This is a genomic window from Halomarina rubra, from assembly GCF_023699475.1.
GTDB lineage: Archaea > Halobacteriota > Halobacteria > Halobacteriales > Haloarculaceae > Halomarina > Halomarina rubra.
Genome location: NZ_JALXFV010000003.1, coordinates 195,873 through 221,526, shown reverse-complemented (window position 1 = coordinate 221,526; position 25,654 = coordinate 195,873). Strand labels below are relative to the sequence as shown.

At 70.5% G+C, this 25,654-nt stretch carries 26 protein-coding genes and 1 pseudogene; 17 read left to right on the top strand and 10 right to left on the bottom strand.

What is annotated here, in order from left to right:
- Positions 1–68 precede the first annotated feature (68 nt).
- From mutS to M1L36_RS06285, 9 genes are all read left to right on the top strand, one after another.
- Positions 69–2,729: a DNA mismatch repair protein MutS gene (mutS, locus tag M1L36_RS06325; RefSeq protein ID WP_250872879.1), complete on the top strand. Its 2,661-nt coding sequence runs from the start codon at positions 69–71 to the stop codon at positions 2,727–2,729.
- A 91-nt stretch (positions 2,730–2,820) separates the two neighbouring features.
- Positions 2,821–3,972 carry a thiolase family protein gene (locus M1L36_RS06320; protein WP_250872878.1) on the top strand — a complete coding sequence of 384 codons (1,152 nt, stop codon included), beginning with the start codon at positions 2,821–2,823 and terminating at the stop codon, positions 3,970–3,972.
- Between the two features lie 72 nt (positions 3,973–4,044).
- Positions 4,045–4,347: a putative quinol monooxygenase gene (locus M1L36_RS06315; RefSeq protein ID WP_250872877.1), complete on the top strand. Its 303-nt coding sequence runs from the start codon at positions 4,045–4,047 to the stop codon at positions 4,345–4,347.
- Between the two features lie 137 nt (positions 4,348–4,484).
- Positions 4,485–4,895, top strand: coding sequence for an NUDIX domain-containing protein (locus M1L36_RS06310; RefSeq protein ID WP_250872876.1), 411 nt, complete (start codon positions 4,485–4,487; stop codon positions 4,893–4,895).
- Positions 4,892–7,126 carry a DNA mismatch repair endonuclease MutL gene (gene mutL, locus M1L36_RS06305; protein ID WP_250872875.1) on the top strand — a complete coding sequence of 745 codons (2,235 nt, stop codon included), beginning with the start codon at positions 4,892–4,894 and terminating at the stop codon, positions 7,124–7,126. The genes M1L36_RS06310 and mutL overlap by 4 nt, the downstream gene beginning before the upstream one ends.
- 160 nt (positions 7,127–7,286) lie before the next feature.
- The gene (locus tag M1L36_RS06300) at positions 7,287–8,231 is read left to right on the top strand and encodes a PfkB family carbohydrate kinase (RefSeq protein ID WP_250872874.1); all 945 of its coding nucleotides are present in this window, start codon (positions 7,287–7,289) and stop codon (positions 8,229–8,231) included.
- Positions 8,232–8,368: 137 nt separating this feature from the next.
- Positions 8,369–9,616, top strand: a complete 1,248-nt coding sequence (locus tag M1L36_RS06295) for a carboxypeptidase-like regulatory domain-containing protein (protein WP_250872873.1) — start codon at positions 8,369–8,371, stop codon at positions 9,614–9,616.
- A gap of 97 nt (positions 9,617–9,713) precedes the next feature.
- Positions 9,714–11,054, top strand: a complete 1,341-nt coding sequence (locus tag M1L36_RS06290) for an MFS transporter (RefSeq protein ID WP_250872872.1) — start codon at positions 9,714–9,716, stop codon at positions 11,052–11,054.
- Positions 11,055–11,098: 44 nt separating this feature from the next.
- Positions 11,099–11,929 (top strand): DUF7537 family lipoprotein, encoded by an 831-nt coding sequence (locus M1L36_RS06285; protein ID WP_250872871.1) that lies wholly within the window; start codon positions 11,099–11,101, stop codon positions 11,927–11,929.
- Between the two features lie 203 nt (positions 11,930–12,132).
- Here M1L36_RS06285 and M1L36_RS06280 read toward each other — a convergent pair.
- Positions 12,133–12,679 (bottom strand): annotated as a pseudogene (locus tag M1L36_RS06280) (Type 1 glutamine amidotransferase-like domain-containing protein); the annotation flags it as partial.
- An 88-nt stretch (positions 12,680–12,767) separates the two neighbouring features.
- The gene (locus M1L36_RS06275) at positions 12,768–13,529 is read right to left on the bottom strand and encodes an SDR family NAD(P)-dependent oxidoreductase (RefSeq protein WP_250872869.1); all 762 of its coding nucleotides are present in this window, start codon (positions 13,527–13,529) and stop codon (positions 12,768–12,770) included.
- Positions 13,530–13,663: 134 nt separating this feature from the next.
- On the opposite strand from M1L36_RS06275, the gene M1L36_RS06270 reads away from it, so the two are divergent.
- Both M1L36_RS06270 and M1L36_RS06265 read left to right on the top strand, forming a co-directional pair.
- On the top strand, positions 13,664–14,110 hold the full coding sequence (locus M1L36_RS06270; RefSeq protein WP_250872868.1) for a peroxiredoxin: 447 nt from the start codon (positions 13,664–13,666) through the stop codon (positions 14,108–14,110).
- 68 nt (positions 14,111–14,178) lie between these two features.
- Complete coding sequence (locus M1L36_RS06265) at positions 14,179–14,940, top strand: SDR family oxidoreductase (protein WP_250872867.1); 762 nt, start codon at positions 14,179–14,181, stop codon at positions 14,938–14,940.
- A 111-nt stretch (positions 14,941–15,051) separates the two neighbouring features.
- On the opposite strand, the gene M1L36_RS06260 is transcribed toward M1L36_RS06265, so the two are convergent.
- Complete coding sequence (locus tag M1L36_RS06260; RefSeq protein ID WP_250872866.1) at positions 15,052–15,459, bottom strand: DUF7988 family protein; 408 nt, start codon at positions 15,457–15,459, stop codon at positions 15,052–15,054.
- Positions 15,456–16,604: an MBL fold metallo-hydrolase gene (locus M1L36_RS06255; RefSeq protein ID WP_250872865.1), complete on the bottom strand. Its 1,149-nt coding sequence runs from the start codon at positions 16,602–16,604 to the stop codon at positions 15,456–15,458. The genes M1L36_RS06260 and M1L36_RS06255 overlap by 4 nt, the downstream gene beginning before the upstream one ends.
- 401 nt (positions 16,605–17,005) lie before the next feature.
- On the opposite strand from M1L36_RS06255, the gene M1L36_RS06250 reads away from it, so the two are divergent.
- Positions 17,006–17,647: a rubrerythrin family protein gene (locus M1L36_RS06250; protein WP_250872864.1), complete on the top strand. Its 642-nt coding sequence runs from the start codon at positions 17,006–17,008 to the stop codon at positions 17,645–17,647.
- A gap of 70 nt (positions 17,648–17,717) precedes the next feature.
- On the opposite strand, the gene M1L36_RS06245 is transcribed toward M1L36_RS06250, so the two are convergent.
- The 4 genes from M1L36_RS06245 to M1L36_RS06230 all read right to left on the bottom strand — a co-directional run bounded on the left by M1L36_RS06245 (position 17,718) and on the right by M1L36_RS06230 (position 20,078).
- Positions 17,718–18,554, bottom strand: a complete 837-nt coding sequence (locus M1L36_RS06245; protein WP_250872863.1) for a YihY/virulence factor BrkB family protein — start codon at positions 18,552–18,554, stop codon at positions 17,718–17,720.
- Positions 18,555–18,668: 114 nt separating this feature from the next.
- On the bottom strand, positions 18,669–19,037 hold the full coding sequence (locus M1L36_RS06240) for a DUF8159 domain-containing protein (protein WP_250872862.1): 369 nt from the start codon (positions 19,035–19,037) through the stop codon (positions 18,669–18,671).
- A 69-nt stretch (positions 19,038–19,106) separates the two neighbouring features.
- A complete protein-coding gene (locus M1L36_RS06235; protein WP_250872861.1) occupies positions 19,107–19,655 on the bottom strand; it encodes a DUF6663 family protein in 549 nt (182 codons plus the stop codon).
- Between the two features lie 78 nt (positions 19,656–19,733).
- Positions 19,734–20,078, bottom strand: coding sequence for a YkvA family protein (locus M1L36_RS06230; RefSeq protein WP_250872860.1), 345 nt, complete (start codon positions 20,076–20,078; stop codon positions 19,734–19,736).
- Between the two features lie 273 nt (positions 20,079–20,351).
- Between M1L36_RS06230 and M1L36_RS06225 the strand changes: the two genes are divergently transcribed.
- Both M1L36_RS06225 and M1L36_RS06220 read left to right on the top strand, forming a co-directional pair.
- On the top strand, positions 20,352–21,284 hold the full coding sequence (locus M1L36_RS06225) for an ABC transporter substrate-binding protein (RefSeq protein WP_250872859.1): 933 nt from the start codon (positions 20,352–20,354) through the stop codon (positions 21,282–21,284).
- Complete coding sequence (locus M1L36_RS06220; RefSeq protein WP_250872858.1) at positions 21,284–21,706, top strand: desampylase; 423 nt, start codon at positions 21,284–21,286, stop codon at positions 21,704–21,706. The genes M1L36_RS06225 and M1L36_RS06220 overlap by 1 nt, the downstream gene beginning before the upstream one ends.
- 104 nt (positions 21,707–21,810) lie before the next feature.
- Here M1L36_RS06220 and ubaA read toward each other — a convergent pair whose 3' ends face one another.
- Positions 21,811–22,632 (bottom strand): SAMP-activating enzyme E1, encoded by an 822-nt coding sequence (gene ubaA, locus M1L36_RS06215; protein WP_250872857.1) that lies wholly within the window; start codon positions 22,630–22,632, stop codon positions 21,811–21,813.
- Positions 22,633–22,699: 67 nt separating this feature from the next.
- The gene (locus M1L36_RS06210; protein WP_250872856.1) at positions 22,700–23,080 is read right to left on the bottom strand and encodes a hypothetical protein; all 381 of its coding nucleotides are present in this window, start codon (positions 23,078–23,080) and stop codon (positions 22,700–22,702) included.
- A 103-nt stretch (positions 23,081–23,183) separates the two neighbouring features.
- On the opposite strand from M1L36_RS06210, the gene M1L36_RS06205 reads away from it, so the two are divergent.
- The 3 genes from M1L36_RS06205 (at position 23,184) to M1L36_RS06195 (ending at position 25,461) form a co-directional block, all read left to right on the top strand.
- Positions 23,184–23,507 carry an EthD family reductase gene (locus M1L36_RS06205; RefSeq protein WP_250872855.1) on the top strand — a complete coding sequence of 108 codons (324 nt, stop codon included), beginning with the start codon at positions 23,184–23,186 and terminating at the stop codon, positions 23,505–23,507.
- 204 nt (positions 23,508–23,711) lie between these two features.
- Positions 23,712–24,971 (top strand): MFS transporter, encoded by a 1,260-nt coding sequence (locus tag M1L36_RS06200; RefSeq protein ID WP_250872854.1) that lies wholly within the window; start codon positions 23,712–23,714, stop codon positions 24,969–24,971.
- A 121-nt stretch (positions 24,972–25,092) separates the two neighbouring features.
- Positions 25,093–25,461 (top strand): DUF7522 family protein, encoded by a 369-nt coding sequence (locus tag M1L36_RS06195; protein WP_250872853.1) that lies wholly within the window; start codon positions 25,093–25,095, stop codon positions 25,459–25,461.
- Positions 25,462–25,654: the final 193 nt, after the last annotated feature.

Sequence of the window (25,654 nt, the reverse complement as noted above, 5' to 3'; positions counted from 1 at the left end):
TCGCGACTGCACCCCACTCCACCGACGAACCCACACCGTTTTCACCGCCGCCGCGACACTCCCGAACCATGACTGCGGAGGGTATCGTCGGGCAGTACCTCGCGCTCAAAGCCGAGAGCGACGCGGACGTGCTGGCGATGCAGATGGGCGACTTCTACGAGTTCTTCCACGAGGACGCCGAGTTGGTCGGGCGCGAACTGGACCTCAAGGTCTCCGAACGCTCCTCGGGCGGCGACGCGTACAAGATGGCGGGCGTCCCGCTCGCGGACCTGACACCGTACCTGAGCGCGCTGGTCGAACGCGGCTATCGAGTGGCGGTCGCCGACCAGTACGAGACCGACGACGGTCACGCACGGCGCATCGAGCGGGTCGTCACGCCCGGCACGCTCCTCGAAACGAGCGACGCCGACGCCCGCTATCTCGCCAGCGTCGTCGCGGGCGAGGGGAGCGAGACGGCGGGGAGCGTCGACGGCTACGGCCTCGCGTTCGTCGACGTGACCACGGGGCGCTTTCACGTCACGGCGGTCGGCGACGCGCCGGCGGTGCTCACCGAGTTGTACCGCTTCGCGCCGACCGAGATCGCGCCGGGACCGGCGGTGCGGACCGACGACGACCTGCTCGCGACGATTCGCGAGCGCACCGACGCGACGCTGACGCTGCACGCGACCGACGCGTTCGCGCCGGGGCGCGCCCGCCACACGCTGCGCGAGCAGTTCGGCGACGTCGAGGACGCCCTCGACCTCGACTCGACGCTCGCGGTACAGGCGGCGGGTGGCGCGCTCGACTACCTCGCCGAGACGGGTACGGGCGCGCTGGCGTCGGTGACGCGCCTCGGGACGTACACGCCCGACGACCACGTCGCCGTCGACGCGACGACCCAGCGCAACCTCGAACTCACCGAGACGATGACCGGGGCGGGGCGCTCGCTGTTCGCGACAGTCGACCACACCGAGACGAGCGCCGGACGCCGTCTGCTCAAACAGTGGCTCGGTCGGCCCCGCCGCGCCCGGGGGGAACTGGAGCGCCGCCAGGCGTGTGTCGGCGCGTTCTGTGAGGCCGCGCTCGCTCGCGAGGAGCTTCGTGAGACGCTCGCCGACGCCTACGACCTCGAACGACTCGCCAGCAAGACCGTGTCGGGCAGCGCCGACGCGGACGACCTGCTCCGCGTCGAGGAGACGCTGGCGCTGCTCGACCCGCTCGCGGACCTGCTGGAGGGGACGCCGCGACTCTCGGAGTCGCCCGTCGCCGACGTGCTCGCCCACCTCGACCGCGAGGCGGTCACCGACCTCCGGACGACGCTCGACGAGGCGCTCGCCGAGGACCCGCCGAACACCGTCACACAGGGCGGACTCCTGCGCCCGGCCTTCGACGAGGAACTCGCGGACCTCATCGCGCGCCACGAGGACTGTGCCGAGTGGTTCGAGACGCTCGCCGAACGCGAACAGCGCGAGACGGGCATCTCGCGGCTCTCGGTGGACCGCAACAAGACCGACGGCTACTACATCCAGGTCGCGAAGTCCGAGGCCGACGCCGCCCCCGACCGCTACGAGGGCATCAAGACGCTGAAGAACGCCCAGCGATACGTCACCGACGAACTCCGCGAACGCGAACGCGAGGTCCTCCGCCTCGAAGAACGCCGCGGCGAGTTGGAGTACGAACTGTTCGGCGAGTTGCGCGAGACGGTCGCCGCTCGGGCCGAACTGCTCCAGGACGTGGGCCGGGCGCTCGCGGAACTCGACACGCTGGCGAGCCTCGCCACCCACGCCGTCAAGCACGACTGGACGCGGCCCGAACTCGTCGAGTCGGGGCCGCTCCACGTCGAAGCCGGACGACACCCGGTCGTCGAGACGGACGTCAACTTCGTCCCCAACGACCTGCACCTCGACGCCGAACGACAGTTCCTCATCGTCACCGGCCCGAACATGAGCGGGAAGTCCACGTACATGCGCCAGGCAGCGCTCGTGACGCTGCTCGCGCAGGTGGGGAGTTTCGTCCCCGCGCGTGCGGCGACGGTCGGGATGGTCGACGGCATCTACACCCGCGTCGGCGCGCTCGACGAACTCGCGCAGGGCCGGTCGACGTTCATGGTCGAGATGCAGGAGCTGTCGAACATCCTCCACAGCGCCACCGAGGACTCGCTGGTGATTCTGGACGAAGTCGGGCGCGGGACGGCGACGTACGACGGCATCTCCATCGCCTGGGCCGCCACCGAGTACCTCCACAACACCGTCGGCGCGAAGACGCTGTTCGCGACCCACTACCACGAGTTGACGGGCCTCGCCGAACACCTCCCACGGGTCGCCAACGTCCACGTCTCGGTCGACGAGTCCGACGGAGACGTCACCTTCCTCCGCACCGTCGAGGAGGGAGCGACGAACCGCTCGTACGGCGTCCACGTCGCGGACCTCGCTGGCGTCCCGGAGCCCGTCGTCCAGCGCGCGGGTGACGTGCTCGACCGCCTGCGCGAGGAGAAGGCCATCGAGGCGAAAGGGTCGGAATCGGGTGGTGGCGAGCCGGTACAGGCCGTCTTCGACCTCGGCTCCGGGTCGTTCGAGGGGCCGGCCAGCGCCGACGGGGGGACGGCGACCGACGACCCGCCGGCCACGGCACTCGACGCCGACACCGAGGCCGTGCTGGCGGAGCTCCGGGACACCGACCTCACCGCCACCTCGCCCATCGACCTCGTCTCGACCGTCCAGGAGTGGCAGCGACGACTGGACGACTCCTGACCGGGTGCTCACGGCGTCACGACCGCTGGGCGACACCCCTGCCACACCGTCCGAACCGAACACTCATACCCGTCCATCGGTATCATCTGTCATGACCGACGCGTACATCGTCGACGCGGTTCGGACCCCGTTCGGGAAGCGTGACGGCTCGTTCCGCGACACGCACCCGCAGGACCTCGCGGCGAAACCGCTGCTCGCGCTCGAAGAACGCAACGGCTTCTCCGGGCCCGACGACATCGAGGACGTCATCTACGGCTGTGTCACCCCGACCGACGAACAGGCGAACAACATCGCCCGTCTCGCGCCGATGGTCGCCGGGTGGGGCGACGACGTCCCCGGCGTCCAACTCGACCGGATGTGTGGCTCGGGCCAGCAGGCGGTCAACTTCGCGGCGGCCCAGATTCGAGCGGGTTTCCACGACGTCCTCGTCGGCGGTGGCGTCGAGCACATGACCCGCGTTCCGATGGGCTCTGCGGGCAGCAGCATCACCGACACCTACTTCGAGCACTTCTCGGAGCTGACGACGCAGGGCGAGGGTGCGGAACGCATCGCCGAGAACGGCGGGTTCAGCCGCCAGGACCTCGACGAGATAGCGGTCGACTCCCAGCGGCGCTGGCACGAGGCCGCCGAGGCGGGGAAGTACGACCCGCAGGTCGTCCAGAGCGAGGTCGAACTCGACGGCGAGCACGTCGTGCTGGAGGAGGACGAACACCCGCGCCCCGGGACCGACCTGGAGACGCTCGGGGGCATCCCGCTCGCGTTCCGCCAGGAGGGCGAGGGCGTCATCCACGCCGGCAACGCCTCGGGCATCGTCGACGGGTCGGCCGCGACGCTCGTCGCCTCCGGCGAGGCCTGTGAGGAACACGGCTGGGACCCCATCGCGCGCATCGTCGACACGCACGTCGTCGGCGTCGACCCGTTGACCATGCTCCGCGGACCCATCCCGGCCACCAACGAACTGCTCGACCAGAACGACATGACGGTCGACGACGTCGACCGCTTCGAGGTCAACGAGGCGTTCGCCTCCGTCGTCGCGGCGTGGCTCGAAGAGACCGGCGCGGACTGGGGCCGGACGAACGTCTGGGGTGGAGCCATCGCCCACGGCCACCCGCTCGGTGCGACCGGCGCGGCGCTGCTCGGCAAACTGCCGTACCAGCTCGAAGAGTGCGGCGGCAAGTACGGCGTCTCGACGATGTGCATCGGCTTCGGCCAGGGTATCGCGACGCTCGTCGAGCGCGTCTGAGCGAACTCGACCGAGTACGCCCCGCTCGCCACGGGGTCGGACTTTTGTCCTCGCGGGGAGCAGTGTGTGGCGATGATACTCCAGTACGCCATCATCCCCGTCGACCCCGACAGCCGCGAGGAGGCCATCGAGGCGCTGACCGAACTCGGCGAGCGCTCGCGCGCCGAGGAGGGCGTCGTCGACTACCGCGTCACGACCGACGTCGACGACGAGCACACCGTCCGCATCATCGAGCAGTACGAGGACGAGGCGGGCGTCGAGGCCCACATGACGAGCGACCACTTCGAGGCGTTCCAGGGGAAGGTGCCCGGCTTCGCCGGCGGCGAGGTCGAACTGTACAAGTACGAGGTGGCGGACTCGACGCAGTTGATGTGAGCGCGGTCGGCGTTCGGTTCTCGAACGTCGAGCAACGCCGGATTGATACGGCCACGGACTGAGATGAGGCCAATGATTTCACGGAACCGAACGCGAGCGGTCGCCCCGACGCCGGGCGACCGCCGGAGGGGGCGGACGTGACCGAGGAGACGCACTTCCTGTGCAACGTCACCCAGAAGGCGGTGACGGTCGGTCCGCGCGGCGACGTGTTGCTCGTCCAGCACCCGCGCGGGACGTGGGTCGTCCCCGGCGGACGCATCAACGAGGGGGAGGCCGCCGAGGCGGCGCTCGAACGCGAGATGCGCGAGGAGACGGGCCTCGACGTGGCGGTCGGTCGGCCGGTGTTGACCGGGACGGACCTCTGGGTCAACGACGACGGCGACCCGATGTTCACCGTGGTGTACCGCTGTGAGAGCGACGACCGGGCGGTGACGCTCAACGAGGAACACGACGACTACCGCTGGTTCGCCCCGTCCGAAGCCGTCGAGCGGGTCCGCGGGGAGCGACTCGGCGTCGCCGTCGAGCGGGCGCTGGAGACCGACCGATGAGCGACGAGAGCGACGGGAGCGACGTGGGCGACGAGGCGGCGGCGAGCCCCGAGATTCGCGAACTCGACGCGACGACCATCGAGCGCATCGCGGCCGGCGAGGTGGTCGAACGGCCCGCCTCGGTCGTGAAGGAACTCGTCGAGAACGCCATCGACGCCGACGCTTCGCGCGTGCGAGTGAGCGTCGAGAACGGCGGTATCGACGGCATCCGTGTCGAGGACGACGGCCACGGGATGGCCGAGGCCGCGGCCCGTCGCGCCGTCGAGAAACACACCACCTCGAAGATTCGCGACATCGAGGACCTCGAAGCGGGCGTCAGCACGCTCGGCTTCCGCGGGGAGGCGCTGTACGCCATCGGCGCGGTGTCGCGGCTGACCGTCACGACCAGACCCCGTTCGGGCGGGCGCGGCACCGAGGTCCGCGTCGAGGGTGGCGAGACGGCTCACGTGGGTCCCGCAGGCTGTCCGACGGGCACCACCGTCGCCGTCGACGACCTGTTCTACAACGTCCCCGCGCGCCGGAAGTACCTGAAACAGCCGACCACGGAGGTCGACAACGTCCAGCGGGTCGTGACGGGCTACGCGCTGGCGAACCCCGACGTCGCCGTGACGTTCGAGACCGACGGCCGCGAGCGGTTCGCGACGACGGGCCGGGGCGACCTCCGCTCGGCGGTGATGGCGGTGTACGGTCGCGAGGTGGCGAGCGCGATGGTGCCCATCGAGGCGAACGCGCCCGACGGCCCGCTGTCGGGCGTGTCGGGGCTCGTCAGCCACCCCGAGACGACCAGAGCGAGTTCGGAGTACGTCGCGACGTTCGTCAACGGGCGGTGGGTCACCGCGCGGGCGGTCCGAGAGGCGGTCGTCGACGCCTACGGCGGGCAACTCGCGCCCGACCGCTACCCGTTCGCGGTCGTCTTCCTCGACATCGACCCCGCCGAGACCGACGTCAACGTCCACCCCAGGAAACTGGAGGTTCGGTTCGCCGACGAGGCGGGCGTCCGCGAGCAGGTCGAGACGAGCGTCGAACGCGCGCTGCTCGACGCCGGCCTGATTCGCTCGCGCGCCCCACGAGGTCGGTCGGCCCCCGAGCAGACCGAGATCAGTCCCGAACGGACCACCGAAGCGAGGGACGAGTCGTCGGCGACTCCCGAGACCGAGAGCGAGCGTACGGGTGTCGGGGCTGGCGACGACCAACGAGCAGGCGACCGCTCGGCCGACGACCGCTCGTCCAGCGACGCCGCGACGGGCGACGGTGCCACCTCCTGCCCGTCCCGAGCGCGCCGGCCCCGGACGGGGGCCGATCCGCGCGACGTCCCCGAGACGCCGACGACGCGGTCACGTCCCGGTCGGCGTCGTCCGGCCGCGTCCCGAACGAGCGCCTCGGCCGGCGAGTCGAACGGGACGACCGACGAGGGGACTAGCCGGGCCACTGCACCGGACGACAGTGGGGTGACCGAGCGCGAGGACGGACCCTCGACGACGGGTGGGGATGACACTCCGTCACGAACCCCCTTCGTTTCCGGTGGAGACCGGTCGACCGAGGCTCCTTCGACGGCGGACCGGAAGTTCCGCGGGCCGGTCGAACAGACCCGTCTCTCGGAGCGCCCGCCCGAGGCCGAGTACGAGCGGTTGCCGACGTTGCGGGTGCTCGGCCAGTACGACGAGACGTATCTGGTCGCGGAGGCGGACGACGGCCTCCTGCTGGTCGACCAGCACGCCGCCGACGAGCGCATCAACTACGAGCGCCTGCGCGAACAGTTCGCTGCGGGCGTGACGGCCCAGACGCTCGCCGAACCGGTCGACCTCGAACTCACCGCGCGGGAGGCGACGCTGTTCGACTCGTACCGCGAGGCGCTCGCGGAGTTGGGGTTCGACGCCACGCTGGCCGACGACCGGACGGTCCGCGTGGAGTCGGTGCCCGCGCTGTTGACCGGCCACGAGGACCTGGTTCGGGACCTGCTGACGGCGTTCGTCGCGGGCGACGGCGCGGCGACGGTGAGCGAGGCGGCCGACGAACTGCTCGCGGACCTCGCCTGCTACCCCTCTATCAAAGGCAACACGTCGCTCCGAGAGGGCACCGTCGTCGACCTGCTGTCGGCGCTCGACGACTGCGAGAACCCCTACGCCTGCCCCCACGGGCGGCCCACTATCGTCGCGTTCGACCGCGGCGACATCGAGGACCGGTTCGAGCGCGACTACCCCGGTCACGGGGGCCGGCGAGACGACCTGTAGCGCCGCCCCGGTCGCTCGTCGCGACTCCGTTCGACGCGGCAGTCGGTGGGTCGTTCGTCGTCGCTCGCTGCGGAACGACTTTCTCCCCCCACTCCTTTGCCGGTAGCATGACCGTTCGAGAATCGGATAGTTCGGCCGTCCGCACCCCGGGGGGCCGACCGTGACGCTCGTCACGTTCGGCGAGGCGTCGTTGTGGCTCGCCCCGCCGACGGGCGACCGACTGGCGAACGCCGACCGCCTGCGGGTCCGCGTCGACGGCGTCGAGAGCAACGCGGCCGTCGCGGCGGCGGCGCTCGGCACCGACGCGGTGTGGCTGTCGAAGCTCCCCGAGAACGCGCTCGGCCGGCGCATCGCGGGTGCGCTCCGAGGGCACGGCGTCGACGTGGACGTGACGTGGGCCGTCGAAGGCCGACAGGGCGTCCGCTTCTTCGAGCGCGGGAGCGGCCCCCGTGCGGACAGCGCCGTCGACGACGCGGCCGACGCCGCGGTCACGAACGTCTCGGCGGAGGAACTCGCCGTCCGTCGACTGGCCGGGGCCGCCGCGTTCTACACCTCGGCGGCGACGATGGCGCTCTCCGGTGACCTCGCGCGGACCTGCGCGACGCTGATGAAGACGGCCGCGAACAACGACGTGCGGACGGCGTTCTCGCTGACCGACCGCGGCCGCTGGACCGAGACGATGGCTCGCGAGGCCGCAGACCGCGTGTTGCCCGACGTCGACGTGCTGGTCGCCCGTGAGGCCGACGCCGCGCGACTGGTCGACCGTCCCGACCAGACGCCCCGCGAGATGGCCCACACGCTGGCCTCGCGGTACGACGTCGAGCGGGTCGCCATCACCCGCGGGGAGTTGGGGGCCATCGTCTGGGAGGCGTCGACGGTCCACGAGCGGCGTGCCGTCGAGACGCCCGTCACCGACCCCAGCGGGTCGCACGACGCCTTCGCGGGGGCGTTCCTCTCGCGGTCGCTCGACGGCGGGAGCGTCGCCGAAGCGCTCGACTACGGCGTCGCGGGGGCGACGCTCGCACGCACCGTCGCCGGTCCCACCCTCACCGCCAGCGACGAGGAGTACCGCGCGACGGTCGCGGCGATGGACGACCTGCGCTGAGCGCCGCCAGAACGCGACTCGCGGTCGTCTGCCTCCCGTTCACGACGACGCCGGCCGGACACGCGGTGACCGCCCAGGGCGAGGGGGGAATAATGTGAGACGATACTGATTAGTAACCAACCTCCTCAGCGAACTGTATGCGAACGAAGTACGTCCCGTTCGTGGCCCTGTTGGTGGTCCTCTCCGTCGTCGCCCCGACGGCGATGGCCGCGCCCCAACAGCAGGTCACGCTGACGGTGACGGTCGTCGACCAGAGCGGTGACAGCGTGGGTGGTGCCACCCTGACCGCGAGCTGGGACGGCGGCGAAGCGACCGAGACGACCCGCTCGAACGGCCAGGCACTCGTCGACGTGCCCCAGGGTGCAGACGTTTCTCTCGACGTCGAGGACGACGAGTACGTCCGGAACGTGCCGAAGGTCGTCAGCTCCGCCGACGGCGGTGACGTGACGGTCGAGGTGGCGAAGAAGGGTTCGGCGACGGTCCGCGTCGAGGCCGAACAGGGCGGCGCGCTCTCGGGTGCGACGGTCACCCTCAGCCGCGACGGCGACACCGTCGCCGAGGGGACGACAAACGACAACGGCGGGTTCCGCGCCCAGGACATCGAGCGCGGCGAGTACACCGTCGAGGTCGTCAAACCCGGCTACTACGCGACCGAACGCTCGCTGACCCTCCAGCAGTCGTTCGCCATCCAGACGGTCGCCGTCGAGGAGGGGCGTGTCACCGCCCGCTTCGGCGTCGTCGACGACCACTTCGAGGAGCCACCGGTGCTCTCCGGAGCCACCGTGAAGGTCGGCTCGCTCGGCCAGTTCAACACCTCCGACGACGGCACGCGGGCCATCGAGGTGCCGGTCAACGCCCAGTTCGAGGTCCGGGTCTCGAAGCCCGGCTACCAGACGACGACTCAGACCGTCACCATCGGCGAGTCCGACGAGACGACGGTGCTCGGCATCCAGCGCACGCCGACGCTCACCGTCGACCCCGCCAACACGCAGGTCGTCGTCAACCAGACCGTCGAGGTCCAGGTGACCGACGAGTACGACGAGACCGTCGCCAACGCGACCCTCCAGGTCGACGGCGAGGCCGTCGGCACCACCGACGCGCAGGGTCGCGTCCGCATCCCCATCGACAGCGACGGCGAACACGACGTCACCGCCCTCAAGGACGGCGTCACCTCCGACCCCATCGTCGTCGAGGGCGTCGCACGCGCCCAGCAGACCCAGCAGTCGACGATGACGGGGACGGCCGCCCCCGAACCGACCGCCAGCGAGACGGCGAGCGAGACGACGACCGAGTCCTCGGGGACCGGTCCCGGCTTCACGTCGGTGGCGGCGCTGCTCGCACTGCTCGCCGTGACCGCACTCACTGCGGTCCGGCGAACACAGTAACGCACCGCACACTCTGACCTGCTGCCCGCGGCGCTACTCCGGAGCCCTCGGGAGGTTTCATAGACGCCTTCTTGACGCGGGCGGTCTCACGCGGAGTATGGCTACCGGGTCGGAGTCGGAGGCCGAATCGAGCGTCCGAGGCGTGCTCCGGCAGGTCCTCTCCTTCGAGCGCGACGTGCTCGTCCTCTCGGCGGCGATGTTCGCGTTCAGCCTCGCCTTCCAGATGACGAGTCGGTACGTCCCGGAGTACCTCCGGGTGCTCGGCGGCGGGGCCGTCGTCATCGGCCTGTTCGGCACGCTCGGCAACGTCATCAGCTTCGCGTACCCCTACCCCGGCGGCGTCGTCTCCGACCGCATCGGCTCGCGGCGGGCGCTGACGCTGTTCGGCCTGCTCTCCTCGCTGGGCTTTCTCGTCTGGCTGTTCGCCGACTGGTTCGGCGTCGTCACGACCGGCCCCGTCGCCCTCGGCCCCGTCTCGCTGCCCGAGATGACGGTTCCGGTCGGCGTCTTCCTCGGCCTGCTGCTCGCCCAGTGCTGGAAGTCGTTCGGCCTCGGCGCGACGTTCGCCGTCGTCAAGCAAGCGACCACGCCCGAGCGACTGGCGACGGGGTTCGCTTCGACGGAGACGGTCCGTCGCCTCGCGTTCCTGCTCGGGCCGCTCGTCGCGGCCGCCGTGCTCGCGGCGTACAGCTTCGAGGACGGCTTCCGGTTCGTCCTGGCCGTCGCCGCCGCGGTGGCGTTCGTCGGCACCGTCGCCCAGCACCGCCTCTACGACGCCGGCGAGGACACGCTCGGAAAGTCGTTCGCGGGCGTGAGCGGCGTGCGCGACGACCTGCGCTCGCTCCCGTCGGAACTCCCGCCGCTGCTCGTCGGCGACACTCTGGTCCGGTTCGCCAACGGGATGGTGTACACGTTCTTCGTTATCGTCGTCGTCGAGTTCCTCGAAGTGGGGGTGACGCTCCCCGTCGTCGGCCGCCTCGGTCCGGCGGCGTTCTTCGGCGTCCTCCTCGCCGTCGAGATGGCCGTCGCCCTGCTGACGATGGCTCCCGTCGCGGCGCTCTCCCGGCGCGTCGGGCTGAAACCCGTCGTCGCGCTCGGGTTCGCCGTCTACGCGGTGTTCCCCGTCATGCTCGTCTTCGCGCCGCCCGACCCGGTCGTCGTCACGCTCCTGTTCGCGTTCTCGGGGTTGCGGTTCGCGGGCCTGCCCGCCCACAAGGCGCTCATCGCCGGCCCCGCCGAGGCCGACGCCGGCGGCCGCGTCACGGGGTCGTACTACCTCGTGCGCAACCTCGTCGTCGTCCCGAGTGCGGCCATCGGCGGTCTGCTGTACGCTGGGTCCCCGGAACTGGCGTTCACGGTCGCGAGCGCCGTCGGCGTTCTCGGCGTCGTCTTCTTCCTCGTCTTCGGCGAGGAGTTCGAGGACGCCATCGCGGCGTGACCTGTCACCACAACGTACTCACGTGTCGAGGAGAACGACGCCGTATGCGACGTGCCCTCCCGCTCGTCCTCGCTGCACTCGTCTGTCTCGCCGGCTGTGGCGGGTTCACCGGCTCGGACCCGGCGACCGACGCCGCCAACCCGACACCCGCGGCCGTCCCGACCGACGGGCCGGCCGACGACCTCCCCGGTCTCTCGGCGTCGGGTATCACGAACGCCACTGCGCTCGCCGCGGTGAACGCCGACGCGCTCGCGAACACCAGTTTCACGCTCCGCGGCAACACCACCGTCGTCGCCGCCAACGGAACCGAACTCGTCGACGGCAGCGGCGTGACGCGCGTCTCGGCGAACCACAGTCGGAGCACGGCACGGGCGTCCGGGGGCGGACTGTACACGCGGCCCGTCGACCACCCCGTCACGCGGACCGAACGGTGGTACAACGGGACGGCGACCCTCGTCCGCGCCGTCGGGCCGAACGAGACGACGTACCTCGTGCCGCCGTTCGCGGGTCGCCCCGAGCGGATTCCCGGAGCGATGGAGTCGTACTACCGGCCCGAGCGAGCGACGTCGGCGACGGTGTCGGCCAGCGAGGGTACCGTCACCCTCCGCATCGACGTGCGGCCGCCGGCCAGCGCGAACGCGACGTTCGTGGACGTCCCCGTCTCCGTGACCGAACAGACCGTGACCGTACGGATGACCGACGAGGGTCGCGTCCGGGGCTACCGCATCGACTACGTCGGCCACCTCGCGACCGACCCGGACGTCCGTGTCGAGGCGACCAGCCGAACCCGGTTCACGGACGTCGGCGAGACGACCGTCGAGCGCCCCGAGTGGGTGTCGACCGCCCGGAACGGAACCGTCGTCACCCCCGGGTGAGCGGCGACCTCCTCAGTCGAACCGACTCAACGGAGCGTCGCGACGTCTCGGAACTGCCCGTCCTCGTCCAGTTCGGTGACGCGGAGTTCGCCGTCCTCGTAGCTGTATCCGTGTGCTCGCTCCGTCCCGCTCACCGAGCGGACGCGGTACTCGCCGTCGGTGAGTTCGAGCGCACAGCCGTCTTCGAGTGCGACCCCAGCCTGGCCCCGTCTCGCCAGGACGTCACGGAACGCGCGTCGCCGCTCGGGCGTCGCGTGTGGCAGACACGCGAGGTCCTCGACCCACCCCAGACAGTCGACGGTGGCGAGCGGTCCGTCGTCGGCCCCGTCGGTTCCGACCGCGTCGGTCACGCCGCTGGCGAACCAGCACATCGCGCCGGCGCTGAGTCCGGCGAGGACCGTCCCGGTACGCCGCCCGGAGCGTCCGACCGAACTCGAACGCGCGCCAGGTGTCGAGAAGGAGCGAGGAGTTCCCGCCGCCGACGTAGACGAGGTCCGCCCAGTCGAGGTCGGCTTCGACCGCCTCCGGGCCGGGGTCGTCGTGGAGCGTCAGGTGCCGGGTCCGACAGCCCAGGCGGTCGCCGTAGTACGAATCGAAGGTGTCACAGTAGCCCGCGGCGTCGCCGCTCGCCGTCGGGACGAACAGCGCCGTCGGTGTCTCCGCGTCGACGAGGTCACGAACGTACCTGTCGAGGGGTTCGGTCTCGACGTCGGCTATCTCCCCGCCACCGATGGCGACGACGTGACTCATGGCCGAACGGTCCGCCCGTTCGACCCTATAGCTGATTGACGATTGGTAGCAGAGGACAGGGTAACCGAAGGAGCCGTCCGTTCCGCGGTTACGACGTCGAGAACCCGCCGTCGACGACGAGACCGTGGCCGGTCACCCACGACGCCTCGTCGCTGGCGAGAAACAGGATGGCGTTCGCTATCTCCTCGGCCTCGCCGAGTCGGCGGAGGTCGTAGCGCTGTTCCATCTGCTCGCGGGCCGCCTCGGGGTCCGACCGTGAGGCGAAGAACTGCTCGCCGAGGTCGGTCGTGACGAAGCCGGGACAGACCGCGTTCGCGCGGACGCCCATCGGCCCCGCCTCCGCCGAGACCGCCCGGGTGAAGTTGAGCACTGCGCCCTTCGTCAGCGAGTAGACGCCCTGGCGGGGCAGGCCGAAGATAGCAGCGAGGGAAGCGACGTTGACGATGGCTCCCGAGCCCTGCTCCTTGAGGTGGGGGAGCGCGGCGTGACAGCCGTTCCAGACGCCCTTGACGTTCACGTTCACCACGTAGTCGAAGACGCTCTCGTCGGTGTCCTCGATCCACTCGGGCGGGTGGCCGATGCCGGCGTTGTTGACGACGACGTCGAGTCCTCGCTCCTCGGCGACCTGGTCGACCAACTCGTGGAACCGGTCGGCGTCGGTGACGTCGAGGTCGTGTGCCTCCGCCGACCCGCCGGCGGCCTCGATGGTCTCGGCGGTCTCCTGCACGCTCTCGGTGTTCACGTCCGAGGCGACGACGTGCGCACCCTCCTCGGCGAACCGCAGCGCGGTCGATTCGCCGATACCCTGTCCCGCCCCCGTCACGAACGCCGTCTTGTCTTCCAGTCGCATGGTACGGGGTCGGGCGGCCCCGACATAAAACCGGACTCCGGGAGGGGTGTCGTCGGTCGCGACCGGTCGGTACCCGGGGTGGCCCCTGGTTCCGGAACCGGGAGGGCTTTGGCCGTCCCGGCGAACTCCCGGCCATGCTCTCGGTCGGCGACGACGCCCCGACGTTCGAACTGCGAGACCAGCACGGCGAGTGGGTCGCGCTCCCCGAGGAGGGGACCGCGGTCGTCTACTTCTACCCGCGGGCGGACACGCCCGGATGTACGACGGAGGCGTGTGGCTTCCGTGACTCCTGGGAGGCGTTCGCCGAGCGCGACGTGCCCGTCTTCGGCATCTCCGACGACCCGGTCGAGGACCTCGACGACTTCGCCGAGAAGTACGACCTGCCGTTCACGCTGCTGTCGGACCCCGACGGTGCGGTCGCGAGCGCCTACGACTCCTACGGCGAGAAGAACATGTTCGGCAAGACGTTCGACGGCACGTTCCGCAACACGTTCGTCGTCCACGACGGCGAAGTCGTCGCGGTGTTCGACGGCGTCTCCCCGGACGGCCACGCCGAGGAGGTGCTGGCGGAACTGCCGTAACGCGAACCGAGACTCTGCCTCTCGTCTTCGCCGAAAGAACGACGCTCCTCCACGCCGAGCGTTGGCGTATGTCACAGGACATCGGCGGGTCGGTCGCCATCGTCACGGGTGCGAGTTCTGGAATCGGAGCGGCCACCGCGGAGGCGCTGGCTGCCGAGGGGACGAACGTCGTCCTCGCCGCACGCCGCGAGGAGCGCCTGAACGAACTGGCCGACGCTATCGAGGGGAGCCACGACGTCGAGACGGCGACGGTCCCGACGGACGTGCGCGAGGAGGACGCCGTCGAGGCGCTCGTCGAGGCGACCGTCGAGCGCTTCGGTGGCCTCGACCTGCTCGTCAACAACGCCGGCCTCGCCCGTGGGTCGGACGTCGAGACGATGAGCACCGCGGACTACCGGACGATGATGGACACGAACGTCGACGGGATGTTCCTCACGACGCGGGCGGCCCTGCCCCACCTCCGGGAGTCCGGCGGGGTGTGCGTGTTCGTCGGCAGTTTCGCGGGCCAGTACCCGCGGCCGTTCAACCCCGTCTACGCCGCGACGAAGTGGTGGACGCGCGGGTTCGCGCTGAGTCTCGCCGGCCAGTTGGAGGGCGAGGTGGCCGTCACCGTCGTCAACCCCGCCGCCGTTCGGACGGAGTTCTCGGTCGGCAGCAGCGACGACGACGCCGAGTTCAGCACCGAGTCGTTCGCCGAGCAGTTCGTCCCCGGCGAGGCCGTCGAACCCGAGGAGGTGGCCGACGCCATCGTCTTCGCCGCGAAACAGTCGCCGTCGATGGTCGCCGAACTCGACCTGTACAACCGCGACAAGTACGAACTGTTCTCGTGAGCGAACGGAGTGAGTGAACGAGAATCAGCGAGACGAGGGCGACGAGTCTCGCGCGATTCACGCGAGCGAGCGACGGCGAGCGAGTGTGCTCACTGTCCAGCGACCCCCGACCTACCGCAGTTCGACCGTCAACGCCTCCTCGGGCGTCTCGCCGGCCCGGACCCACTCACCGTCGCGTCGTTCGAACGCCTCGACGCTGAGGACGAGTCGGCCGCGGTCGGGAAGCGTCGCACGAGCGACCGGCCCCGCCCGCGTCACGACGACGTACGGCGGGGCGGCGACCGGTTCGGCGGGCAACTGTGCTCCCAGCGCCTCGACCGCTCCGGCCAACACGCCGGGGAGCGCGTCGACGACGCCGTACTCCCGAAGCACCCGCTCGAAGCGGTCGGCGCTGGTGTCGCCCGTCTCGGCGAGCGCGTCGGCGCAGTCGAGGGTCGCCTGCCAGACCGCGTGGCGCTCGGCCAGCAGGTACTCCCGGACGGTCGCGGCGTCGACGTCCACCTCGGGTCGCTCGCTCATCCCGCCGCGCAGTTGTTCGGACCGAGTTCGAGTTCGAACGCCTCTTCGTCGTCGACGGTCTCCTGCCCGAGGTTCACGGCGATAATACGCTCGTAGTTCGCGGGCCGCGCGCCCATCCGGTCGGTGACGTAGTCGACGAACGCCTCGGCGTCCATGTCGAAGACGGGGAGTGCGCGGACCCGTCCGAGCGTCGAGATGTGGGCGTTCTCACCGTCGCCGTCGTCGGGGTCGTAGTGGCCCGGTGCGACACGCATCGCGTCGGGGAGGACGCTGAGCCGCTGGGTGAGCGTCCGGTGGAGGTCGCGAGCGTGGTCGGTCGCGCCCGCTGCGCCGGCTTCGAGGTCCGGCCGCGGGACGCGCTCGGCGAACACGCCGTCGCCGGTGAGCAACACGTCGCCGACGCGGTAGGCGGTCATCTCGCTGGTGTGGCCGGGCGTGGCGACCGCTTCGAGCTCAGTCCGGCCGACGGTGAGCGTCCCGCCGGGTGGGAGGAGCGTGAACCGCTCGGGGTCCGCGAGACCGCGGTCGGTCGCCCCGCTCGGGAGGACCGCCTCGACGCCCTCGTCGGCGAGCGTCCGGAGGCCGCTGACGTGGTCGGCGTGGACGTGCGTGTCGATAGCGTAGCGCAGTTCTGCGCCCAACTCGGCGGCGTCGGCGAAATACCGGTCGGTGAACGCCCGCAGCGGGTCGACGACGACCGCCTCCTCGCCCGAGACGACGAGATAGGAGAGACACCCCGAGGAGGGGCGGACGTACTGGACCAGTCGCGGGGTCTCCTCGAACGGCGTCGCTTCGTAGAGGCGTGCCCACCCCTCCATCCCGTCGGCGAGGTTGACGGCGTCGACGCCCGCCTCGCGCAGCGAGTCCGCCACCTCCGCGCTCGCCTTCCCCTCCGCACAGACGACGACGAGGTCGGTACCGTCGTCGAGACCGTTGTCCGCGGCGAGGGTCGCGACGTCGCCCGTCGCGCCCGCGGCGACGAACTTCATGTACGGGACGGTGACGTGGTCGGCCGCGGGAATCGACCACGCCTCGACCTCCTCGCGGTTCCTGACGTCGAGGACCCTGAGCGACTCGTCGGCGTCGAGGCGCGTCTTGAGTTCCTCGGCCGTCAACGACGGCGTTCCCCCGTCGGTCCGTGTCATGGTTCGGCGAACGATGGGCGGTCTGATAAGCCCCTCGGCGGCGCGATTCGAGTGAGCGCAGCGAACGAGAATCGCGCGATTGCGAGCGGTGAACGGATGTGAGCCGCGAGCGGCGCGGGCGGATGTGCGTGATTCGGTGCCGGACGAGTAGAGACGAGCAGAGAGCACGGAAGACGAGCCTGGTGAGTATTTCGGAGTGAGCACAGCGAACGAGAATCGCGCGATTGCGAGCGGTGAACGGACGTGAGCCGCGAGCGGCGCGGGCGGGTGTGCGTGATTCGGTGCCGGACGAGCAGGAACGAGCGGGAGCACGGAAGACGAGCGGTGCGGTTCGACGCGAACGGGCACCGACACCCGAAGCCGGGCGAACGGTTGATAGCCACGGCGCGAGTCGTCGGCGCATGGACGCTTCTGAGTTCACCGCCGCCGTCGAGCGCGCCACCGCGACCGAACTCGACCGCCTCGGCAGCGAGAAGTCGCTGGTCGCCTCGACGAACGCTCGTCTCGACACCGAGCACGTCCTCGCGGCCGCCGCCCGCTCGGAGGCACGCGCCGCCGAGACGTTCGAGCAGTGGGCTGGCGACGAGTCCGACGAGACGGTCCGGACCACATTCGGCCGGGTCGCCGACGCCGAACGCGACCACCGCGAGCGCATCGTCGCCCACCTCGACGAGTCGGCGAGCGTCGCCACCGCCGCCGACGTGGACCCGCTCCACGAGCACCTGCGCGGCCTCGACGACACCGTCGAGCGCGTCGCGGCCGGGATGGTCGCCCGGCCGCTGGTCGCCTCCCGCTCGCTGCTGCAGGTCATCAACTTCTTCATCAACGAGGCGGACGAGTCCAGCGCGAACGTGTTCCGCGACCTCCGCGCCGAGACCGAGGCGATGGCGGACGAGGGGGCGGAACTGCTCGAACCGCTGTGTGAGAGCGACGCCGACTGGGAGCGCGCCGAGACCGCCGCCGTCGAGACCGTCGCGGTCGCCTACGAGGCGTACGCCGAGACCCTGGAGGGGATGGGCGTCGACCCGAAGCCCGTCTGTTGAGTCGCCGGCCCGCGTCGGAGACACTGGCGTCGCGTCCGGTCACTCCGAGCGGTGGCGTTCCGACCGTGGCTCACGTCCGTGCGCCGCTGGCAGTGTCCGCGCTCCGCCCGACGGCCTCCTCGGCGCGGCCGAGCACGACCGCGTTGAGCGTCGCGCCGAGCAACAGCACGACGCCGGTGAAGTAGAGCCACGTGACGAACAGGAGGATGCTCGCGATGAGGTTCCCGTCGCCCTCGGTGAGGCCGACGTACACCTGGAACAGCACCTGCAACAGCGTCCAGCCGACGGCCGCGAACACCGTCCCGGGGAGCACGTCCCGTGGGCTGTGGTCGACGTCGGGGAACAGGTAGTACATCGGGAGGAACGCGAGGGCGAGGCCGACGACGAGCAACAGCGGAACGACGACGTGGATGAGCGGGACGAACGAGAGGAACGCGACGACGCTGGTCGCCCCGACCATCGCGACGATACCGACCGTGAGGACGACGAGTATCAGCAGGCTCTTCTTGAGCTGGCCGACGAACGACTCCTTGGCGGTCGTCTCGTAGATCTCCGAGAACGCGGTGTCGAGCCCGCGGAACACCTTGATCGCACCCCAGGTGAGCGTGAGCACCCCGATGATGGACGCGCCGACGGTCGACCCGGTCCCGGAACTGCTCTGTGAGTCGATCATCACGCCGATTATCTCGCCGACGGAGGGCGAGACGCTGTTCGTGGCGACCTCGACGATTCGGTCCTGGAGTTCGGGCGCGCCGGCCACCGAGACCGCGAGGAAGAAGAACATCACCAGCGGCACCAGCGAGACGAACGCGCTGTAGGCGATGCTCCCGGCGAGGAACGTGACGTTCTTCTCGCTGAACAGGGCCAAGGTCGCTTTCGCCCGCGAGACGGTCGACTCGAAATCCATGCACTGCTGTCACGTCCGAGCGAGATAACCGGAGGGGCCGAGCCGTCGACTGCGGTGAGTGTCACGCGTTCCGTCCGGTAGTTGGCCCTCACTGGCGCTCGCGGAGCGGTCCCGTCACCCCTCGGTTCGTGGTCCCCACGACCGCACCGCGTCGATGGCGAGCGTCGAGAACTCCTCCTCCGAGAGGTCGCCCGCCTCCAGGTCGCGCAGCCACGACTCGTCGACGAACCACGTCCCGTGGACGACGCCGTCGGCGTTGGTCGCCGTCGCGGCGACGTCCCGTGGCTCCCACCCCTCGAACTCGCGGAGGATGACGACGACGCTTCCCACCTGTCGGGGGTCCATCCCACCTTCGGGCATCACCGTCTCGTAGACGAGTTCGAGCGTGCCGTCGACGACGCCCGCCGCGGTGAGGTAGACGTTCCGACTCATCAGTTGGCTCTCCAGGTGGTGGTAGAGCGCCTCGTCGATGGGCCGGGGCATACTCCGAGCACGTCGGGAGGGGTAAAAAGCGCCGCGGGCGAGGCCGTCGGTGTGTGCGGCCCCGACGACTCAGCAGTACGTGTCGCGCATCGTGTCCGCGAACCGTCCCTGGGGGTCGAACGCGACGGTGACGGCGACACAGCGGTGCTCCGCGGGGTCGAGGACGAACACCTCGTACGGCGGTTCGGATGGCACACCCTCCAACAGTGGGTCGAGTGGCTTCGTCCCGTCCTCGAACTCGCCGAACAGGTCGCGCGCGCCGGGTTGCTCGGCGAAGACGACGACGAGGCCCACGGGGTCGGCGTCGGTGTTCCGGAGCACGCGGGTGTCCATCGCCTCGCCGTCGGCCATCGCGCGCTGCCAGCAGTCGGCGGCGGCTTCGAACAGCGGCGTCACGTCCCGTCGGAAGCGAAACCGGGTCGAGTCGACGACCTCGAACTCGGTCACGGCGGGGCCGTCCTCCCTTCCGGTGGTCCAGTCGAGTGCCGCCCTGACGCGGTTGCCCGGGTCGACGCCGTCGAGCGCCGACGCGGGGACGAACGTCGGGTCGGCCGCGGTGTCGAGCAACAGGCGTTCGTCGGGGTCGCGGGGGCTCGCGAGGACGCGGTACTCCTCCATCGGCGGTGCTAGGCCGGCGGGTGGGGTAGGTGCGTCGGTTCGGCGGCGGTCGCTCGGTGCCGGTGACGCGTGCCCCGCTCAGACGAAGCCGAGACTCCACGCCGCGAGTACGCCGACCGCCAGGAGCGCACCGAGTGCGACGGCCCCGGCCGCGAACGCGTGCTCACGGGCCGCGGCCCGATGTTCGGCGACCACCGTTTCGGGGACGCGACCGAGGACGAGTCGGTGGACGGCGACGCCCAGTGCGAGGTCGTCGAGCCACCCCACTCCGAGCGCGACGTCCGGAATCAGGTCGACCGGGACGAGCAGGTACGCGACCAGCGCGAGGACGAGTGCGGTCACCCGCCGTGGTGTGCGTTCGTCGAACGCGACGCGGACGAGCGTGTACGCTTCGGGAACCACCCCGAGTCGGAGACGAGTCATCGCGATCGCTGGTGGTAGGCGCGCAGCGAGATTGAGGGTAGCGGCGGTCGCTCAGCGGTCTCGGTCCCGGCGGCGGGCCGCGAGGTACGCTCGGACGCCATCTTCGGCGGCGGCCCGAACGGCGGCGCGAGTCTCGGTGGTCTGGAGGGACTGCATACTCGTCCTTTCGTACACGACGGTAAATACTTTCTCTCGGTGTGACTGTCTCTCTACTCGAAACGGATGGGTCGGTGGGGCGCTCGGATTTACGGACGTGAGCGCCGTAGGCGAGGTATGAACATCGTCTCGTTGCTTCCGTCGGCGACGGAACTCGTCTACGCGCTCGGTCTCGACCCGGTGGCGGTCTCCCACGAGTGCGACTGGCCCCCCGCGGCGACCGAGAAGCCGTCGGTCGTCGGGACACGTGTCGACGCCGCGGCGTCGAGCGGCGACATCGACACGCAGGTACGGGCCGTCGAAGCGGCCGGCGAGGGCGTCTACGCCATCGACCGCGACGTGCTCCGAGAGGCGGACCCGGACCTCGTCGTCACGCAGGGGTTGTGCGACGTCTGTGCGGTCGACGAGGTGGTCGTCCACGACGCCATCGCCGCCCTCGACCTGGACTGCGAGGTGCTGACGCTCGACCCCCACGGCCTCGACGACGTGTTCGACGACCTCCAGCGACTCGGGCGGGCGACGGGCCGCGAGGAGCGCGCCGAGCGAGTCGTCGCGGACCTGCGAGCGCGCGTCGCGGCGGTCCGCGAGCGAACCGACGGACTCTCCACGTCCGAGCGGCCGCGAACCGTCGTCCTCGACTGGCTCGACCCCGTGATGACGGCGGGCCACTGGACGCCCGAACTGGTCGAGTACGCGGGTGGGGAGTTCCTGTTGGCCGCCGAGGCGTCGACGCCCCGCGAGTGGGAGACGGTGCGTGAGACCGCCCCCGACGTCCTCGTCGCCGCGCCGTGTGGGTTCGAACTCGACCAGACCCGCGAGAACCTCGCGGACCTCACCGACCGCGACGGGTTCGACGACCTCCCAGCAGTTCGGGAGGGTCGCGCGTTCGCGATGGACGGCCACCACTACGTCAACCGTCCCGGGCCGCGACTCGTCGACACGCTCGAACACCTCGCTGGGCTGCTCCACCCCGACCGGTTCGAGTCGCCCCCCGCTGACGTCGCCCGGCCGCTCGACGAGTTGCGCGCCGAACCGGCCGCGGGCGACTGATGGAGCGATTCGTCCTCACCCCCGCGGTCCGCGACGCGTTGGTGACACACGCTCGCGAGGGGTCCCCCGAGGAGGTGTGTGGCGTCCTCGGCGGGCGCGAGCGGCGCGACGGCGACCCGGCCCGTGTCACCCGCGTCGAGCGCGTGCCGAACGTCGCGGCGACGCCCGAGACGCGCTACCAGCTCGACCCGGCGGCGCAGTTCGAGGCGCTCCAGACCGTCGAGGACGACGGCGACGACGTCGTCGGGTTCTACCACTCCCACCCGCGGGGACCGGCGGGGCCGAGCGCGACCGACGAGGCTCAGGCGACGTGGCCCGACGCGGTGTACTGCATCGTCTCGCTGGCCGAGGCGGAGCCACGACTCGGCGCGTGGCGCTGGACGGGCGAGCGCTTCGACTCGTTGGTCGTCAGCGTCGAGTGACGGGGTCGCGGCTCGCTTCCCCGTCGGTCGCACTCGTGCGGTTCTCCTTCGCCGTTCGCGTTCCCCGCGGTTCTCGCTCACTGCGTTCGTTCCGAACCGCGCACTCAGTCACCGATGGCGCAGGTGTCCGTGTACTCGACGTCGTGGACCGACCCGATGTCGGGGTTCTCGCCACACACCGGGCAGTTCGGGTTCTTGCGGATTTCGGCGGTGTCGAACGTCATGTCGGCGGCGTCGTAGAGCACGAGACGGCCGTCGAGGGTCTCGCCGTAGCCCATCGCGAGTTTGACGGCTTCGGTCGCCTGGATGCAGCCGACGGTGCCGGGGAGGACGCCCAGCACGCCCGCTTCGGCACAGGAGGGGACGCTGCCGGCCGGTGGCGCTTCGGGGAAGATACAGCGATAACACGGCGACTCCTCGCGGGCCTCGAACGTCGTCACCTGGCCTTCGAACTTGAGGATAGCGCCGTGGGAGAACGGGACGCCCGCGAGCGTGCAGGCGTCGTTGACGAGGTAGCGCGTCGAGAAGTTGTCCGAGCCGTCGACGACGACGTCGTACTCCGCGACGAGGTCCTCGACGTTCTCGCTGGTGACCCGCGTCTCGTGGCGCTCGACTGCCACGTCGGGGTTCTGCTCGGCGACGAAGTCGGCGGCGGAGTCGACCTTCGGGCGGCCGATGTCGCTCTCGCCGTGGACGACCTGCCGCTGGAGGTTCGAGCGCTCGACGACGTCGTCGTCGGCGATACCGATGGTGCCGACGCCCGCCGCCGCGAGGTACTGGATGACAGGGGAGCCGAGGCCGCCCGCGCCGAGACAGAGGATGCGCGAGTCGAGCAGTCGCTGTTGGCCCTCCGGCCCCACTTCGTCCATGATGATGTGTCGGGAGTACCGGTCCAACTGCTCGGGGTCGAGCGACAGGCCGCTCATACCCGGCAGTGGGTCGGCGCGCGCTTAACGTCGCGGGTGGTGCGGTCTCCCCACCTCCCGCAGTCGCTCACGAGGAGCCGCCGCCGTAGCGCTTCCCGCCGCTCGGCGTCTCGTCGTCGCCGTCGCTCCCGCCGCGCCCGCGAAGGAGCAACAGCGCCCCGAACACGATGGGCGACAGCGCGGCCATCACGGCCGCCCCGAAGATGACCGTCAACGACTGCATGTCGATGGGCGGCGCTTCCGACTCCGGGCCGGCCCCCTCGCCTTCGCCGCCCTCACCGCTGGCGTTGCCGCTCTGGTTGCCCGCGCCACCGCTCTCGGTCCCGTTCTGTGACTCGTTGCCGCCTTCGGTCTCCTGTGCTCCGGCGACGGCTGCGCCGGTCGTCCCTGCGGCGGCCGCACCGGCCGCCACGGTCGCTCGAACGAACGTGCGTCTGTCACACTCCATTGCTCGCCGGTTCTCGGGGGGTGCTTATCAATTCGCCGGACTACGCGGCAGCGAGGGTGTCACGGCCCCGAACAGTTACGTCGGGTCGTCTCCCACTCGCGCCATGCACAAACTCGTCTTCGGGCTCTCCCGTGCCGACGGGATGTCCTTCGAGGAGTTCCGTGACTACTGGCTCGACGACCACGCGCCGGTCGCGAGCGAACTCCCGGGGTTGCGACGCTACACCGTCTCCTTCCCCTCGGACCCCGGCCGCTCGCAGTACGACGGGTTCGCACAGCTGTACTTCGACGACGAGGCGGCGCTGAACGCGGCGATGGACTCCCCCGAGGGCGCGGAGACCGCCCGGAACATCGCCGAGTTCACCGGCGACCGGATGCTCCAGATGGTCGTCGAGGAGCACGTCGTGGTCGGGGACGAGGCCGAGTAGCGCGATTCGGAGTTCCCGCGAGCAGCGCGAGCCTTCCGGAGCGACCGGAGGGAGCGAGCGTCGCAGAGCAGCGGACGGTGAGTGGAACCGAACCGTGAGTCGCGCGACTCCCGCACGCTACGCGAGCGAGACGTCCCGCATCGGTCGCTCAGGCCGACGGTCACGGTTCGCAAGCCCTTTTCGCGCGCTGGCCGGAGCGCTCGTATGAAGGATGGGGCGGGTGTCGACGACAGGTTGCAGTTCGGTGCGCTGTATCTGACGCGGTTCGCCGCGGGCTTCGGTTTCGCGACGCTCGCCACCCTCCTGCCGACGTACATCAACCTCTACGACCCCTCCGGCCTCGTCCTCGGACTGTTCTACACCGGGTTCACCGTCGCCCAGACGGCCGCCGTCGTCCCCGTCGCGTGGGCGGGTGACCGCTACGACAAACGCGACGTGCTGCTCGTGGGGCTGGTGCTCTCGGTGCTGGCGTACGCCTCGTTCTCGCTGGCGAGCGGGAGTCTCGGGCTGGTCGTCGCTCGCGGGTTGCAGGGGCTGGGCGCGACGGCGACGGGCATCCTCTCGCTGGCGATGGTCGGGGAACTCGCACCCGACGACGAGCGCGCCAACCGCATCGGGCGGGCCAACGCCTTCCGACTGGCGGCGGGGGTCGGCGGGGCGCTCTCGGCGGGTTTCCTCTACCAGCAGTACGGCTTCGACGTGGTGTACGGCGTACTCGTCGGGCTGTTGGTCGTCGCCACGCTCGGCGTCTACGGCTTCGTCGAGCGCGACGGGACGCGCATCCGCGGCAACCCGTTCGCGGGCCTCGCGCTCAACGAGCGGCTGTTGACGCTCACCTCGTTTCGCGCACAGTACTCCGTCGCGGTGACGCTCGTGCGCAGTTGGGTGCTCGTCTACGCGGGCCTCGAAGTCGCCAACGGTGGGTTGGGCTACGCCGCGCTCGTCGTCGGCGTCGTCGCCGTCGCCGAGAAGCTGACGAACATGCTCTGCCAACCCTACAGCGGGTCGCTCTCGGACCGCTACGGCCGCGCGCTGTTCGTCTTCCTCGGCGGCGGCGCGTACGGGCTGGTCGCGTTGGCCGTGCCGTTCACCCCCGACATCGGCCTCGCGCTCGGCGCGCCGACGCAGGTGCCGTACCTCGGCGACCTCTCGCCGGCGTTCGTCCCGCTGGTCGTCTGTAACGGCCTGCTCGGGGTCGCCGACTCCGTCCGCGAACCCGCCAGCATGGCGCTGTTCGCCGACGAGGGAACCGACGACGGCGGCGTCGCCTCCAGTTTCGGTATCCGCGAACTCGTCTGGCGGCCGGGGAGCGTCCTCGCACCGCTCGCGGCCGGGTTGCTCACCGCCGGCCCCGGTATCGACTGGGTGTTCTTCCTGGGCGGGGCCGCGGCGCTGTCGGCGGTGGCGACGTTCCTCGGCGTTCTCTCGTGGACCCACGGCCGCGGCGCGCTCACCGAGTGGTGAGGCGGCGTCGGTGGACGGTCGGGCGTGGCCGAGGGTTCGGTGACTGTCGGCCGGTGGCGGCCGCTCGACGGGTGTGTCACGGTGCGTCACGGGTATGCTCGTCGGCGACCTACCGCCGTCCATGGCCGACTACGAATCACTTCGAGAGCCGCTGGTGTCCGCCGCCCGGACGGCCATCGGCGACGACCTGCGGAGCCTCGTCTCGTTCTCGCCGACCGACCACGAACAGCTGTATCTACGGTCGGACCTCGAACGGGACGCGGACGTCGAACGGTTCGTCGCGTTCGAACGCCTCTGGTTCGACGCCGTCGGCGACTACGGTAACTCCGAACTCGGCGAGTACGCGTTCACGGTACGGGCGTTCTCGAACGGCTACCTGATTCGGGTCATCGCCGACGGGCACGGCGCGTTCGCGACGACCGACCGGATGCCCATCGCGGAGTTCTCGGAGGTGGCGACGGCGATGCGGGGCGTCCTGGAGACGGTCTGAACGGCCGTACGGGCGTCCGAACCGACGCGTGTCGCTGGCCGGGTGTGCGCTTTTGCGTCCGCGACCTCTCGTTCGAAGTAATGGAGTACGCCGCGCTGGTCGACGTCTACCAGCGACTGGAGGCGACCGCCTCCACCAACGAGAAGACGCGCATCCTCGCCGAGACGTTCGCCGACGCGGGCGGCGCGTCGGC

Excerpts from the sequence above, each read along its gene's own strand:
- M1L36_RS06295 (WP_250872873.1), top strand. The coding sequence starts at position 8,369 with ATGCGAACGAAGTACGTCCCGTTCGTGGCCCTGTTGGTGGTCCTCTCC.
- M1L36_RS06205 (WP_250872855.1), top strand. The coding sequence starts at position 23,184 with ATGCACAAACTCGTCTTCGGGCTCTCCCGTGCCGACGGGATGTCCTTC.
- M1L36_RS06255 (WP_250872865.1), bottom strand. The coding sequence starts at position 16,604 with ATGACACGGACCGACGGGGGAACGCCGTCGTTGACGGCCGAGGAACTC.
- M1L36_RS06260 (WP_250872866.1), bottom strand. The coding sequence starts at position 15,459 with ATGAGCGAGCGACCCGAGGTGGACGTCGACGCCGCGACCGTCCGGGAG.
- M1L36_RS06210 (WP_250872856.1), bottom strand. The coding sequence starts at position 23,080 with ATGGAGTGTGACAGACGCACGTTCGTTCGAGCGACCGTGGCGGCCGGT.
- M1L36_RS06270 (WP_250872868.1), top strand. The coding sequence starts at position 13,664 with ATGCTCTCGGTCGGCGACGACGCCCCGACGTTCGAACTGCGAGACCAG.
- M1L36_RS06275 (WP_250872869.1), bottom strand. The coding sequence starts at position 13,529 with ATGCGACTGGAAGACAAGACGGCGTTCGTGACGGGGGCGGGACAGGGT.
- M1L36_RS06235 (WP_250872861.1), bottom strand. The coding sequence starts at position 19,655 with ATGGAGGAGTACCGCGTCCTCGCGAGCCCCCGCGACCCCGACGAACGC.
- ubaA (WP_250872857.1), bottom strand. The coding sequence starts at position 22,632 with ATGAGCGGCCTGTCGCTCGACCCCGAGCAGTTGGACCGGTACTCCCGA.
- M1L36_RS06195 (WP_250872853.1), top strand. The coding sequence starts at position 25,093 with ATGGCCGACTACGAATCACTTCGAGAGCCGCTGGTGTCCGCCGCCCGG.
- M1L36_RS06220 (WP_250872858.1), top strand. The coding sequence starts at position 21,284 with ATGGAGCGATTCGTCCTCACCCCCGCGGTCCGCGACGCGTTGGTGACA.
- M1L36_RS06225 (WP_250872859.1), top strand. The coding sequence starts at position 20,352 with ATGAACATCGTCTCGTTGCTTCCGTCGGCGACGGAACTCGTCTACGCG.
- M1L36_RS06285 (WP_250872871.1), top strand. The coding sequence starts at position 11,099 with ATGCGACGTGCCCTCCCGCTCGTCCTCGCTGCACTCGTCTGTCTCGCC.
- M1L36_RS06250 (WP_250872864.1), top strand. The coding sequence starts at position 17,006 with ATGGACGCTTCTGAGTTCACCGCCGCCGTCGAGCGCGCCACCGCGACC.
- mutS (WP_250872879.1), top strand. The coding sequence starts at position 69 with ATGACTGCGGAGGGTATCGTCGGGCAGTACCTCGCGCTCAAAGCCGAG.
- M1L36_RS06245 (WP_250872863.1), bottom strand. The coding sequence starts at position 18,554 with ATGGATTTCGAGTCGACCGTCTCGCGGGCGAAAGCGACCTTGGCCCTG.
- M1L36_RS06240 (WP_250872862.1), bottom strand. The coding sequence starts at position 19,037 with ATGCCCCGGCCCATCGACGAGGCGCTCTACCACCACCTGGAGAGCCAA.
- mutL (WP_250872875.1), top strand. The coding sequence starts at position 4,892 with ATGAGCGACGAGAGCGACGGGAGCGACGTGGGCGACGAGGCGGCGGCG.
- M1L36_RS06230 (WP_250872860.1), bottom strand. The coding sequence starts at position 20,078 with ATGACTCGTCTCCGACTCGGGGTGGTTCCCGAAGCGTACACGCTCGTC.
- M1L36_RS06265 (WP_250872867.1), top strand. The coding sequence starts at position 14,179 with ATGTCACAGGACATCGGCGGGTCGGTCGCCATCGTCACGGGTGCGAGT.
- M1L36_RS06320 (WP_250872878.1), top strand. The coding sequence starts at position 2,821 with ATGACCGACGCGTACATCGTCGACGCGGTTCGGACCCCGTTCGGGAAG.
- M1L36_RS06290 (WP_250872872.1), top strand. The coding sequence starts at position 9,714 with ATGGCTACCGGGTCGGAGTCGGAGGCCGAATCGAGCGTCCGAGGCGTG.
- M1L36_RS06200 (WP_250872854.1), top strand. The coding sequence starts at position 23,712 with ATGAAGGATGGGGCGGGTGTCGACGACAGGTTGCAGTTCGGTGCGCTG.
- M1L36_RS06315 (WP_250872877.1), top strand. The coding sequence starts at position 4,045 with ATGATACTCCAGTACGCCATCATCCCCGTCGACCCCGACAGCCGCGAG.